The sequence below is a fragment of the Microbulbifer jejuensis genome (genome assembly GCF_047289955.1).
Taxonomy (GTDB): domain Bacteria; phylum Pseudomonadota; class Gammaproteobacteria; order Pseudomonadales; family Cellvibrionaceae; genus Microbulbifer.
Window position 1 is genome coordinate 149,812 of record NZ_JBLBUB010000010.1, and the last position, 13,483, is coordinate 163,294.

A 13,483-nucleotide genomic window follows, 5' to 3' on the forward strand; every position below is an offset into this window, starting at 1 on the left:
TCGTGGGACTACAACCGGTATATCCGCTTCAGGGCTTTTATCCCTGCAAAAGTTGTGCGGATTCCTCGGCAAAATAACTGAGAATGCCATCGGCGCCAGCGCGTTTGAACGCCAGCAGGCTTTCCAGAATCACCGCCTCGCGTTGAAGCCAACCGTTTTCAAAGGCCGCACAGTGCATCGCGTATTCTCCACTCACCTGGTAGGCGAAAGTGGGCACGCGCAACGCCTCCTTCACCCGGCGCACAATATCCAGATAGGGCATACCCGGTTTCACCATCACCATATCCGCACCCTCCTGCAGATCCAGGGCGCATTCGTGTAGCGCTTCGTCGGTATTGGCGGGGTCCATTTGATAGCTCGCCTTGCTGCCGCCTTTCAGGTTGCCGGCGGAACCCACGGCATCGCGGAAGGGGCCGTAATAGGCGGAGGCGTACTTGGCGGCGTAGGACATGATCAGGGTATTGGTGTGGCCCGCACACTCCAGGGCTTCGCGGATGGCGCCGATACGGCCATCCATCATATCGGAGGGCGCCACTATATCCGCACCCGCAGCGGCGTGGGACAGGGCCTGCTGCGCCAGTACCTCGACGGTTTCATCGTTGACAATATAGCCGCTGTGGTCCATCAGGCCATCCTGGCCGTGGCTGGTGAATGGGTCCAGGGCTACATCGGTAATTACGCCCAGTTCCGGCGCCGCATTTTTCAATTCCCGCACTGCGCGCTGGGCCAGTCCGTCGGCATCGTGGGCGGCGCGGGCGTCGTCGCTCTTATGGATGGGGTCGACCACTGGGAATAGTGCCACAGCGGGGATCCCCAAATTTTGCAGGGACTTGGCCTTTTTCGCCAGCAGGTCGACGCTCAAGCGCTGCACCCCCGGCATTGACGCCACCCTTTGGGTTTTGTTGCGGCCCTCGATCACAAACAGCGGCAGAATTAGATCATCGCTACTGAGCTGGGTTTCCCGCACCAGTCGGCGGGAAAATCCCTGGGCGCGCAGGCGGCGCAGGCGGGTGTTGGGATAGGCACCGCGGCCGAGATTATGACCCATGGGAAAGGTTCTCCGGTTATCACTACCATCAGGAGCCGCGGGGACCCCGCGACCGCAATGGGCGGCATCATATCAAATTGCCGCTCCGGGTGATTTTTCCACTTGTGGTGCTGGGGACGGAGACGATTGACGATTTGGGGTTGGCGCACATAGTCCTCCCGCAGCGTGCCGACTGCTCGGAGAAGCTTTGCCAGTCATTGGGGGTACGGCAACCGGTGCTATGAAGCGCGTCAAGGGTGGTGATCCGACTGGCACGCAAGAGGTGAAATTGGTTATGGGTAACAGCACCCGCGCCATTGCGGGTGCCAGAGTAGGGGGCAATCAGTCGAGGCGAGCGAAGACCCGCTCAGCGGCGGCGATCGTGTCCTCGATATCTTCATCGGTGTGGGCTGCAGACATAAAACCGGCCTCATAGGAAGCTGGTGCCAGATAGATTCCCTCTTCAAGCATGCCGTGGAAGAAGCGGTTAAAGCGCTCGTTGTTACACGCCATGACCTGCTGGTAGTTGCTTATCTGGGGTTCTTCACTAAAGAAAAAGCCGAACATACTACCGGCCTGATTGGCGGTGCAAGGAATACCCGCAGCCCTGCCGGCCTTAAGGAGGCCCTCCACCAAGCGGCCTGTTTTGGCAACAAGCTGTTGGTAGAAGCCGGGCGCTTCAACCAGGCGTAGGGTTTCCAGGCCTGCCGCCATGGCCACCGGGTTACCGGATAGGGTACCCGCCTGGTACACCGGGCCCAAAGGGGCGATCTGTTCCATTATCTCGCGCTTGCCGCCGAAGGCGCCCACTGGCATACCGCCGCCGATCACTTTGCCGAGTGTGGTCAGGTCCGCCTCAATGCCATAGAAGCCCTGGGCACCGGTCAGGCTGACGCGGAAACCGGTCATCACCTCGTCGAGAATTAGTACCGCGCCGTGTTGGTCGCAGACTCCGCGCAGGGTTTCCAGAAAGCCGGGCAGCGGCGGAATGCAATTCATATTGCCAGCCACGGGCTCGACAATAATACAGGCGATCTGGTCACCGATCTCCCGGAAACAGGCGCGCACGCCCTCCACATCGTTGTAGTTGAGGGTGATGGTATTGTCTGCCAGGGCCGCGGGTACACCGGGGGAGGAGGGCACGCCCATGGTCAGGGCGCCGGAGCCCGCTTTCACCAGCAGGGCGTCGGAATGGCCGTGGTAGCAGCCCTCGAACTTTACAATTTTGTCGCGTCCGGTATAGCCGCGCGCCAGGCGGATGGCACTCATGGTGGCCTCGGTACCGGAGTTGACAAAGCGCACCAGGTCCATATTTGGCCACAGGCGACAGAGTGCCTCGGCCAGCTCGGTTTCCAGTTCGGTAGGTGCACCAAAGCTCAGGCCGGATTGGGCTTGCTTCACCACCGCTGCAATGACTTCGGGGTGAGCGTGGCCCAGCACCATCGGGCCCCAGGACTGCACATAGTCGATGTAGCGTTGGTTATCCGCGTCGTAGAGGTAGGCACCTTTGGCTCGGCGGATGAACAGCGGCGTGCCGCCCACTGCGCGAAAGGCCCGTACTGGTGAGTTAACGCCGCCGGGGATAAATTGTTGTGCCTGTGCAAAGAGCTGCTCGGATGTACTCATAGAATTTCTTCACAAATTGCGCAAAAAACAAGGATCAGCGCAATATTATCGGGGTGGTGGGCTTTCAGGACAATGTGCAGATTGATAGGCGCTGGTTCTAAAGGCGGTGGCCGACAGGGCAGTCAGGCGCTCCAAGCCCGATTGCGTGCGGGACTTCCATCTGAAGGGGGGAGAGCGGAGGGTAAGGCTGCTCAGCGCCCACACCAAAAGAGGCGGTTGGGGATTGGCCTGCCCATGCCCAACCGGCGGCTGTCCCTGATCGCGCTCCAGGTGTACTGCTGGCTGCGGCTTACCGCCTCAATGATGGTCAGGCCATGGGCAATGTGGCAGGCGATAGCGGTGGCCAGGGTTCCGCAAACCCCGTAGGCTGCCGGCGGCAGTCTCTCCCAGTGAAATTCGCGGATCAGCCCGCGCACGTCGTAGAGGCGATTTTGCAACTGTTGTTCACGGGGGACACCGGTGAGCAGCAGGTAGCGGCAGCCCCCTTCCAGCAACTCCTGCGCCATTGCATCCAGCACATCCGCCTCTACCGCCATGGCGCGGGCCTCGCGCCGGTTCGGGCAGACCATGGTGGCATGGGGCAGCAGCAGGGACGCCATGGCTGACCAGAGCGGCGGGGCTAGAACACTCTCCTTGTCCGCCAGTGTGGCATCCGGGTCGATAACCACCGGGATATCCGGATAGTCCCTCAGTACGCTGTGCAGCGCCCGCACATTTTCCACCGAGCCCAGATAGCCGATCTTGATGGCCGCCACCGGCATATCCTCGAGAACCGTTCGGGTCTGTTCCACCAGCAGGCTGTCGTCTATCGGCGCCACCCCGAGCAGCTCACCGGTATTGCCGACACTGATGGCAGAGACGGCGGAGGCTGCGTGGCAGCCGAGACTGACTGCCGTCTCGGTATCTGCCGCGATGCCGGCACTGCCGCTGGGGTCGTGGTGAGTGACAGTCAGGATAATGGGCTGTGGTGTGTCCATAGGAGATCTGGGTGACTGCTAATAGCTGTGCGGCTAATTCTAGTTGCTGGGCCGACGATACTTGGTAGTACTAAACGCCAAATTAAAAGGGTTTAACCACCACCAGGATGACAATGGCGATCAGTGTCAGAGTCGGAAGCTCATTGAAAACACGGAAAAAGCGCCCACTGCGGGTATTGCTGCCCTGGGCAAATTTACGCACATAGGCGCCACACATATGATGATAGGCCAGCAGCAGTATCACAAAGGCGAGCTTTGCATGCATCCAGCCTGCGGCCGTGTAGTAACTGGTGTTAAAACTGTACAGCCAGATACCCAGGGCGACTGTAGCGATCATGGAGGGGATGGCAATAACGCGATACAGGCGCCGCTCCATAATGCAGAAGCGATCGCGGCTGATGGCATCTGTGGCGTCCACGTGATAGACAAAAAGGCGCGGTAAATAAAATAGTGCCGCAAACCAGCTCACCATGGCGATAATGTGAAAAGCCTTAACCCACGGCATTGGATATCCCCTCGAAAATGAAATCGGAATCTGCTTATTTCCGGTAAAAGTTATCGATTTGTACCGGCAGAATAATGCCTGCGATGCGATTGTCCAGCGGGCCGCTCTGGTGGCGGCTGATGTACAGGGCGTCGGCGCCGGTGCTCTCCAGTTTTTGCTGGGCCTCCAGCAGCGTGGCGTACCAGTTCAATTCCGCCAATTGTTTGCGCTCACCGGGTATTTTCAGCAGATCGATCCGCAGTTGCGCTTTGGCACTTCCCGTCTCTTTTGAAGCAGTACTTTCCGGGATCTCACCTTTTTCGTCGCCCTGAAGAAACGTGGCCAGGTCAGCGGCGCGCAGTAACTGTGGCGAGGGTTCATCGGGTAGGTCAATGAGGATCCACTGGGGGTGCTGAGCGATGTATTCCCTGGCTTGTTGCAGGGTGATCATTTGTGGCGCTACGATAAAGTGCCGGTCCATTTCACTGGCGACGCCGACACCGCTGAGCATCTGCTGGCGCCAGCTCGGGGTGCCGGCCCTGTTCAATGCCCGCAGTGTCTCCTGGTAGATGCCCTGGGTGGAGAACAGTTGTCTGCTCACCACTGTGGCCACAACGATCATCATCATTCCGGGAAACAGGATGTTGGGGTTGTAGGTCAGCTCGAGTATGGCCAGCAAGGCCGCCAGTGGCGCATTCAGCATCGCGGCCATCATCGCGGCCATGCCCACCATGGCATAGAAACCGGGGCTGGCAGCGTGCTGGCCCAGCCACAGATTGGCGAGTCCGCCGGCGATTCCGCCCAGGCAGGCGCCGAGAATCAGGCTGGGCCCGATCACCCCGCCGGGAATGCCCAGGCCGGAGCCCAGGGCCGTGGCCACCAACTTGGCCGCGACCACCACAGCCAGGGTGGTGATACCGAGTTCGCCGAGCATTGCCATTTGCAGGGTGTCGTAACCGCCGCCGAGAATTTCCGGTACCCAGATACCAAGGGTTCCGGTCACCAGGCCCACCAGCAGAAAGCGCAGTAAAGGCGAGCGGTATTGCTGGCGTGCAAAGCTGCGGTGGGCCCTGATAAATAGGGCCGCCAGAAAACCGATGGCCAGGGCACAGACAAGGAGAATGGGCAGCTCTGCCAGGGAGTTGAGCTGGATTGCCGGTACATTGAAATCCGGTTCGCGCCCGAAGGTAAGCTGGGTAAGGGTGCTGCCGGCCACCGCCGCCAGCATGACCGGTAGAAATCCGGCCACGGAATATTCCAGCATAACCACCTCCATGGCGAACACCACACCGGCCAGAGGGGTGTTAAAAGACGCGGCGATGGCTGCGGCCACACCACAGCCCAGCAGGCTGCGTGCGGCGTTGTTGGGCAGGTGCAGGGCGCGCGCCAAGCCACTGCTGCTGGCCGCGCCGAGATGCACTGCGGGGCCTTCGCGCCCCACCGAATGGCCGCTGATCAGGATGATGGCACCGGCAAAAAACTGTAGGAGTGCATTCTGTACCGGCATCTTCCCCTGGTGGTTGTAGAGCCGGTCAAGCACGTGTACCACGCCGACGTCGTAGTGTTTGGGGCTGAGTGGCCAGTAGATAAAGCCGATCACCAAAGCGCCCAGTACCGGCAGGACAAACCGCCAAAGGGGCGAGAGGGATTCATAATTCTGCGGCACCGATAAAAAAAATGTGGTGGGCCACTCCATCGCCAGCCGGAACAGAATGGTCACGCCGCCGGCCAGAATACCGATAATCAGCCCCAAACCCGCCAGTGGTACCAGGGCCTCTCTCGCGGAAAGCTGCAAACGCACATGCTCAAGCGTGTTTGTACGGGGCACACACCGGGCTAGCGTATTCTTGAGTAATTTCCTGGGGCGCTGTGACACCGCCGATCCTTCAAGTACTGGAGCTTGTGATAAAGTGCTCTGCTGGTTTTATGATTATTGTCCCAGTTGGTGGATTTGCCGGGAGATTCTAGCAAGGTGATCAAGGTAGCAATTGTCGGTGGCACCGGCTATACGGGGCTGGAACTGTTGAGGCTTTTGGCGATACATCCACAGGCTGAAGTTACCGCCATCACTTCCCGCTCCCGCAAAGGCACCCGCGTGGCGGCGCTTTTCCCCAGTCTGCGCCGCCACTGTGAGCTGGCTTTTTGCGAACCGCATATCGACCAGTTGGCCGATTGTGACGTGGTGTTTTTCGCCACCCCGCACGGTGCTGCCCAGGCCCAGGTTCCGCCTCTGCTCGAGCGGGGCATAAGGGTGATTGATCTCTCTGCAGACTTTCGCCTGCGGGACATTCCCACCTGGGAGCGCTGGTATGGCCAGGCGCATGGAGCGCCGGCACTGGCACAGGAGGCCGTCTACGGGTTGCCCGAAGTCAACCGCGCCGAGATTGCGGGGGCCCAATTGGTCGCCTGCCCCGGTTGTTACCCCACTGCGATTCAGCTGGGCTGGATTCCCTTGTTGGAAGCGGATGTGGTGGAGCCCGAAGGGCTGATAGCCAGTGCCGCCAGCGGTGCCAGTGGTGCCGGGCGCCAGGGCAAAACAGGCTTGATTCTGGCAGAAAACAGCGATAATTTCCGCGCCTATTGCGCCTCCGGTCACCGGCACCTGCCGGAAATCGAGCAGGGCCTGAGCCGGGTTCAGCCCCTGGGGGCCAACCCCGCACAAGTTACTTTCGTGCCACATCTGTTGCCGATGGTCAGGGGTATCCACGCCACTCTGCTGGCACAAGCCAAAGGGCATTTGTCAGCTGCCGAACTTCAGGCGCTGTTTGAAAACCGCTATAGGGATGAGCCATTTGTAGATGTACTGCCCCCTGGCAGTCACCCGGAGACACGCAGTGTGAGAGGCACCAATCTGTGTCGCCTCTCTGTGATGCAACCTCAGGGAAGGAGTACGCTGCTGGTTATGTCAGTCATCGACAACCTCGCCAAGGGCGCTTCAGCTCAGGCGATTCAGAATATGAACATTATGTTTGGCCTGAGTGAGACCTTGGGCTTGGAGAGTCCGGCGGTACTGCCTTAGAATCGGGATACCGAAGACAATCGATAAAACCCGAATAAAACGCAACGGACTTTATGGAGCTCAAAGTTAAAGGCAGCAAGCAGTACCGCATGAAGGTGGTACCCCATAAACCCTTTTCTGGTGTTTTCACCGCCGTTGGTGTCACTCTGTGGGTCCTGGTCACTGCTGCCGGCTCCTATTTCGCTGGGCAGTACCAATTGCGCAAAAGTCTGGATGAAAAGACTTTGCAGCACAGTAAAGTACTGGAGCACCTGGCGGCCCTTAAGGGCGAAAATGAAGTCCTGCGTATGCGCGCGACAACCGCTGAACAGTCCCTGGCAATCGGTGACAAGGCCAGCGAGGCTGTGCGCGCTGAACTGGTGCAAAAAGAAAATCAGATTGCTGAACTGAAGCAGGAGATTTCTTTTTACCGTGGCGTTATGGCGCCTGCGGATGGTGGCGAGGGCGTTTCTATTGGCCGCTTTATCCTTTCGCAAACTGCCGATGCGAGAATGTACCAGTACAAATTGCAGGTGCAGCAGTCGGCGGCGCGGCGCAATGTGGTCAGGGGATCAGCCACTTTTACTGTAGTGGGGCGCCAGGATGGACAGCTGAAGCGCTATCCCCTGAAAGCGTTGTCCGAGCAGGTGGATAGCGAGTCCATTGCGTTGCGTTTCAAGTATTTCCAGAATATCGAGGGCGAGCTGCGCTTACCGGAGGGATTTGTGCCCGAGGGTGTGGAGTTGTTGCTCAAATCCACCGGGCGCAAAGGGTTCAATATTGAACAGCGCTACGGTTGGCTGGTTCAGAAAAGCTAGCAACGATGCCACAGGCATGAGGTTTTGGAGAATATGTTGAGAAAAAAAGAGAAACAAACCACTATGGCCAGTAACGGTAGTAACCACACGACCCTGATTGCGCGCCAGACCGAAGTGTCCGGCGATATCCATTTTCGCGGAAATCTGGTGATCGAAGGCAAGGTGAAAGGTAATGTCAGCGCCAACAGCGACAGTGAGGCGCGCCTGCAAATTGTTGAGGGCGGTATTATCGAAGGGGAGATCCGCGTGCCCCAGGTGGTCATCAATGGCCATGTGAATGGTGATGTGTATGCTGCGCGCCATCTGGAGCTGGCCGCCAAGGCGATGGTGGAGGGCAATGTACACTATAAGTTGATCGAGATGGTCAAAGGGGCGCAGGTGAATGGCGCGCTGGTCTCCAACGTGGATATCAGCACCGCCGGCGAGCCCCAAAGGATTGGCTACACGGAAGATGAGACCGTGATTGAAGCCTCCTAGGTCATTCTCTGTGCCGGGCACTCACGCTATTGCGGTGGTTGCAGGGGCGCTTGCCCATATACTTGACTGATTTCCTGGGTTTAAGCATGATGTGCCCCCGGGCCGCGTTCTGTTTGGCTTTTATGCCAGCCGGAAAAGTCCTGCTGAGGTGAGAGAGACTTATGTCAGAAGCTGTATCCTTTTCTCCTGTGCCACTGGTTGTCACAGATAACGCTGTGGCCAAGGTAAAGAACCTGTTGGAAGAGGAAGGCAACCCAGACCTGAAGCTCAGGGTATTCGTCACCGGTGGCGGCTGCTCAGGATTTCAATACGGCTTCTCTTTTGACGAACTGGTCGCTGAGGATGATGCTGTTATTGAAAAAGATGGTATACAAGTATTGGTTGACGCCATGAGCTATCCCTATCTGGTGGGCGCCAATGTCGACTATGAAGAGGGCCTGTCCGGCTCTCGTTTCGTTGTGCAAAACCCCAATGCCTCCTCGACCTGTGGCTGCGGTTCCTCCTTCTCCCTATAACGCCGATTGGGTTCGTATCCGCTCAAAAGGCGAACTCAGGGCGGGTAGACTGCCCCCAAAACGGCTTCTTTCCGGGCCCCGGTGACGCCGGGGCAATTACCTGGCAGACCGAGCAGTGTCTGCCGGGCCAGCCAGGCAAAGCCTACCGCTTCCAGCCAGTCAGCATCAATCCCGTAGATATTCGTGTTGGAAATCGACCAGGTGGGCAGTCTCCGCTGCAGGCGGGACAGCAGGTTTTTGTTCTTGGCGCCACCGCCACAGATCAGTAGTTCCCCACCGTCCGCAAACAGGTGTACCGCCTCGGCAATGCTGGCTGCCGTAACTTCCGACAGGGTTGCCTGCACATCCGCAGGCGTCAGCTCCAGGCCCGTCAGGGCCTGCTCAAGCCAGTTGGCATTGAAGGTCTCACGGCCGGTGCTTTTGGGTGGCTCGGCGGCAAAGTAGGGGGTGGACATCAGTCGGTTGAGCAGCTCCGGATTGGCGCGGCCGCTCGCCGCCCAGGCCCCGTCCCGGTCAAACAGCTGATCCCTGTGCAAGCCCACCCAGTAATCCAGTAGCGCGTTGCCGGGTCCCGTATCGTATCCGTACACACTACCGTCAGTTGCCAATTCGGTGATGTTGGCGATACCGCCGATATTCACGACGGCACGGTTGATACCGGTACTAAAAACAGCGCGATGAAATGCCGACATCAGAGGTGCGCCCTGGCCACCGAGGGCCATATCGCGGCGGCGGAAGTCCGCCACTGTACGGATACCGGTCAGGGCTGCGATGGTGTTGGGGTCACCCAACTGCAGGGTAAAGGGCGAAGTCACGGTGCCTGGGGGGCGGTGCCGCACAGTCTGCCCGTGGCTGCCGATTGCGGTCACGGCAGTGGTCTCGACGCCTGCGCGGGCCAGCAAAATACTCGCAGCCTCAGCGAAGATCTGGCCTAGCTGGCGGTCGAGTTGCCCGGCGCGGTCCAGTTCCGAGGGGCCAGGTGTGCACAGGGCCAATATAGCCTCGCGAAGTGCAGCGTGAATGGGGTGGCCTATGGCTGCCAGAATTCGCGGTTTCAGCTTGCCTTCATCGCCGAAATCAACCAGAACTGCGTCGATCGAGTCGACGCTGGTACCGGACATCAGGCCGATAAAAAGACTGGGCATATCGGTTGCCATTTTATGGGGTGTTTTCGTCGAGTTTGGCCAGTGCCGGCCCCTGGTAACTTCCCAGTTTTGCCAGCAAAGGCTGGGTCTGGTTCTTAAAGCGGGTCATTTCAGAGGTCGGCACCGATTTCGCTTTCGGGAGTTTGCGCACTATGGTGGCCGGGTTGCGATGCCTGCCATCCACCAGGAATTCGTAGTGCAGGTGTGGCCCGGTTGCATAACCGGTGGAACCCACGGTGCCAATCACCTGGCGCTGTTGTACACGCTGGCCTTTTTTCACCTTGCGTTTGGTCAGGTGCAGGTAGCGGGTAACATAGCGCTCGCCGTGTTGGATGAATATATAGTTCCCATTGGCCTTGCTGTAACTAGAGGCGATGACACGGCCATCGCCGGTGGCATAGACCGGCGTGCCGCGAGGTGCGGCATAGTCGGTGCCGTTGTGAGGGCGGCGGGATTTGAACACAGGATGTAGGCGCCGGGGGTTAAAGTGAGAACTGATACGGACAATATCCAGCGGAGTACGGATAAATGCCTTGCGCATACTCTTGCCTTCCGGCGTAAAATAGTTGGCGTCACCATTGCTGTCGACATAGCGCACAGCACTATAGGCTTTGCCCTGGTTGGTAAAACTGACTGCCAGAATGGGGCCGTTGCCAATTTTCTCCCCATCGAAGAATTTTTCTTCAAACATAATGCTAAAGCTGTCGCCCTTGCGGATATCCAGCGCGAAGTCGATATCAGAACTGAAAACGTCAGCCATTTCCATAATCAGGCTGTCGCTCAATCCCGCCTCGCTGCCGGCGACAAACAGTGAGCTGTCAATCTCACCGTGGCGATAGGCCGGGTGACTGTCCGGCTCGCGCTGTACCAGGGTGTGTTTAAACTTGTTCCCTTCCGTGCGGGTAAACCTGACTTGGCTCAGTTGGTCCTTGCGCAGTTCGAGGCGCTGTAATTGCCCCTCTGGATTCAGCAAGAAGGTGAGTTCTTCGCCGGGAGCCAAGCGGGCCAGTTTCTTGGCTTCCGCGCCGCTGCCGAGCAGGTGATACATCTCGCTGGCATGCACTTTGGCGCGTTTGAAAAGATCGAAGAGGGTATCGCCATTGCGTATTTTCAGACTCAGTGATTGAAGGGCTTCTGTGCTGGCGCTGGCCAATGGCACAAGTTGATGGGGTGCAATAGCGGTGTCGAGACGGGCCTCACCTGCTTCCCCGGGGACAGGGGAGAGTTTGACCGGCAGGGGCATGCGCCTGGCTTCTACCTCAGGTGTGGGAATAAACACTGCCAGCACCAAAATAAATACAGCGACACCAGCGGTAAGTGCATGTACTCGGGGAAAATGCTTGGGCAGGGCGCCAATACGGGGGGTTGAAATCGGTTCGCGGTGGTTTTGCATGGTATTAACGGGCGGCGCCGGCGGTCGTTGTTATCTGCGCTTGGAATTCCAAGTGTCTAAAAAACAGACATTGAAGCGACTTTATAGCAAAAAAACCGCCTTGTTTCACGGGGTAATTGACCGGTCTGCCCATGGATTAGTTCCTCTTTAACATCATCTACAGCTTGGGTTTGTTGCCGCAGTGCGCTTGTATTTGCTGCAGACTCCGGTAATGTTGCAGCGCATTTGCCGCCGGCTGGCGGCGTGAATTTCAAGCCAGAAGATGAGGGGGAGGCATGGCTGGGGTCGACATGGCACTGCTTGAGGACTTGAGCCGTCGTGGATTGATCAATCAAGCGACGGGCGATGGCGAACTGACACAGCATTTGTCGGAGAGTCGGACCCTGTATTGCGGTTTCGATCCCACTGCAGACTCCCTGCATATAGGGAGTTTAGTACCGCTACTGACTTTAAAGAGGTTTCAGATGGCAGGGCACAAACCAGTTGCCCTGGTTGGCGGGGCCACCGGCCTGATTGGTGATCCGTCTTTTAAGGCACAGGAGCGCAGCCTCAATACGCCGGAGGTCATTGCCGGCTGGGTGGACAAACTGAAAAATCAGGTTTCCCGGTTTATCGATTTCGGCTGCGAGGAAAACGCGGCCATCGTTGTCAATAACCTGGACTGGACCTGCGACCTGAACGTGCTCGATTTTTTACGCAATGTAGGAAAGCATTTCTCCGTCAATAATATGGTGAACAAGGAATCGGTCAAACAGCGTATCCAACGCGAGGGGGAGGGCATCTCCTTCACCGAGTTCTCCTATCTGCTGCTGCAGGCCATGGACTTTTCCGAGTTGTACCAGCGCTACAACTGCACACTACAAATTGGCGGCTCGGACCAGTGGGGCAATATCACCGGCGGTGTTGACCTGGCTCGTCGCCAGTACCGCGGTAAGGTATTTGGCCTGACGCTGCCGCTGGTGACCAAAGCAGATGGCAGCAAATTTGGTAAGACGGAGAGTGGCACCATCTGGCTCGATGCCAAACGCACCAGTCCATACGCTTTTTACCAGTTTTGGTTGAATACCGTTGACGCTGATGTTTACAAGTTTTTGCGGTATTTCACCTTCCTGGTTGTCGATGAGATTGATGCCATTGAAGACGCTGATCGCCAGCGTGACGGCAGACCCGAAGCCCAGGGAATCCTTGCGCGCGAAGTAACCCGCCTGGTACACGGGGAAGAGGGACTGGCCGCTGCGGAGCGTATTTCCCGCGCGCTCTTTTCCGGTGATATTACCGATTTGTCTGCCGCTGACCTGGAACAGCTGCGTCTGGACGGTCTGCCTTCCTCAACCTTGCCGAAGGATTTTAGCGGGCAGAGCCTGATCAACCTGCTGGTGGATGCGGGCATGGCACCCTCTGGCAAACCGGTGAAGGATGCCCTGGGTCGCAGCGCGGTCCTGATCAACGGAGAGGCGAAGGGTATGGACAGCAATGCAACCCCGGCAGCGGTGTTCAGCGCCGATAAGGCTCTGAGTGACAATTACTTTATCGTACGCCTCGGCAAGAAGAAATATCACCTGTTTACGCTCGCGGACTGAGGCCCTTTCGGAGTGCTTGCTGAAAGCCCGCTGTTAAGTTTCGTCACAGAAGTGCTTGCAGTGCTGCAGGAAGCCTGTATAGTTCGCGCCCCCGCCCGCTGTAGGAGTGGGGTTTTTGCGCCAACCGATTGATTTTCCGAGGAAATTCCTTCAAAGAAAGCGCTTGCCAAGCGGTCTTGTGCAGCTATAATGCGCGCCACTTCAAGCACAGTCAGAGCAGGCTGGTTGAGGTTGGGAAGGTGCCTTAAGCGCACTTTCGGTTTTGGCGGAGATCGCTGCGAGAAAGCACTTGCTTCAGCAGCCCGGATGTGTAGAATACGCGTCCCGCAGTTAGGGCCTGGCGCCCAGCTGAGTTGTTTAAAAATTTGATCAAGCAATATGTGTGGGTGCTTGCGGATCGGTGAATCGATACAACGATTTATCGGAAGTAAGTAACTCATGTC

At 57.9% G+C, this 13,483-nt stretch carries 12 protein-coding genes; 5 read left to right on the forward strand and 7 right to left on the reverse strand.

Annotated elements, in window-relative coordinates; all coding sequences use genetic code 11:
* Nucleotides 1-37 precede the first annotated feature (37 nt).
* The 5 genes from hemB to ACL7TT_RS08680 form a co-directional block, all read right to left on the reverse strand.
* A complete protein-coding gene (gene hemB, locus ACL7TT_RS08660; protein ID WP_413394726.1) occupies nt 38-1,048 on the reverse strand; it encodes a porphobilinogen synthase in 1,011 nt (336 codons plus the stop codon).
* 321 nt (nt 1,049-1,369) lie between these two features.
* Nucleotides 1,370-2,653 (reverse strand): glutamate-1-semialdehyde 2,1-aminomutase, encoded by a 1,284-nt coding sequence (gene hemL, locus ACL7TT_RS08665; RefSeq protein ID WP_413394728.1) that lies wholly within the window; start codon nt 2,651-2,653, stop codon nt 1,370-1,372.
* A gap of 191 nt (nt 2,654-2,844) precedes the next feature.
* The gene (gene thiD / locus ACL7TT_RS08670) at nt 2,845-3,630 is read right to left on the reverse strand and encodes a bifunctional hydroxymethylpyrimidine kinase/phosphomethylpyrimidine kinase (protein ID WP_299944671.1); all 786 of its coding nucleotides are present in this window, start codon (nt 3,628-3,630) and stop codon (nt 2,845-2,847) included.
* Nucleotides 3,631-3,712: 82 nt separating this feature from the next.
* Complete coding sequence (gene hemJ, locus ACL7TT_RS08675; protein WP_413394729.1) at nt 3,713-4,135, reverse strand: protoporphyrinogen oxidase HemJ; 423 nt, start codon at nt 4,133-4,135, stop codon at nt 3,713-3,715.
* Nucleotides 4,136-4,169: 34 nt separating this feature from the next.
* On the reverse strand, nt 4,170-5,942 hold the full coding sequence (locus ACL7TT_RS08680; RefSeq protein WP_413394731.1) for a chloride channel protein: 1,773 nt from the start codon (nt 5,940-5,942) through the stop codon (nt 4,170-4,172).
* 144 nt (nt 5,943-6,086) lie between these two features.
* Here ACL7TT_RS08680 and argC point away from each other — a divergent pair, with 144 nt between their 5' ends.
* The 4 genes from argC (at nt 6,087) to erpA (ending at nt 8,922) form a co-directional block, all read left to right on the forward strand.
* Nucleotides 6,087-7,133, forward strand: a complete 1,047-nt coding sequence (gene argC, locus ACL7TT_RS08685) for an N-acetyl-gamma-glutamyl-phosphate reductase (RefSeq protein WP_413394733.1) — start codon at nt 6,087-6,089, stop codon at nt 7,131-7,133.
* Between the two features lie 53 nt (nt 7,134-7,186).
* On the forward strand, nt 7,187-7,930 hold the full coding sequence (locus tag ACL7TT_RS08690; RefSeq protein ID WP_413394735.1) for a DUF6776 family protein: 744 nt from the start codon (nt 7,187-7,189) through the stop codon (nt 7,928-7,930).
* Between the two features lie 33 nt (nt 7,931-7,963).
* On the forward strand, nt 7,964-8,407 hold the full coding sequence (locus tag ACL7TT_RS08695; RefSeq protein WP_299944681.1) for a bactofilin family protein: 444 nt from the start codon (nt 7,964-7,966) through the stop codon (nt 8,405-8,407).
* 161 nt (nt 8,408-8,568) lie between these two features.
* Nucleotides 8,569-8,922 carry an iron-sulfur cluster insertion protein ErpA gene (gene erpA / locus ACL7TT_RS08700; protein ID WP_299944683.1) on the forward strand — a complete coding sequence of 118 codons (354 nt, stop codon included), beginning with the start codon at nt 8,569-8,571 and terminating at the stop codon, nt 8,920-8,922.
* Nucleotides 8,923-8,957: 35 nt separating this feature from the next.
* Here the strand turns inward: erpA and ACL7TT_RS08705 are convergent, their stop codons facing one another.
* Complete coding sequence (locus tag ACL7TT_RS08705; protein ID WP_299944685.1) at nt 8,958-10,067, reverse strand: anhydro-N-acetylmuramic acid kinase; 1,110 nt, start codon at nt 10,065-10,067, stop codon at nt 8,958-8,960.
* 13 nt (nt 10,068-10,080) lie between these two features.
* A complete protein-coding gene (locus ACL7TT_RS08710) occupies nt 10,081-11,460 on the reverse strand; it encodes a peptidoglycan DD-metalloendopeptidase family protein (RefSeq protein WP_413394737.1) in 1,380 nt (459 codons plus the stop codon).
* A 275-nt stretch (nt 11,461-11,735) separates the two neighbouring features.
* Here ACL7TT_RS08710 and tyrS point away from each other — a divergent pair, with 275 nt between their 5' ends.
* Nucleotides 11,736-13,040: a tyrosine--tRNA ligase gene (tyrS, locus tag ACL7TT_RS08715; protein ID WP_413394739.1), complete on the forward strand. Its 1,305-nt coding sequence runs from the start codon at nt 11,736-11,738 to the stop codon at nt 13,038-13,040.
* Nucleotides 13,041-13,483: the final 443 nt, after the last annotated feature.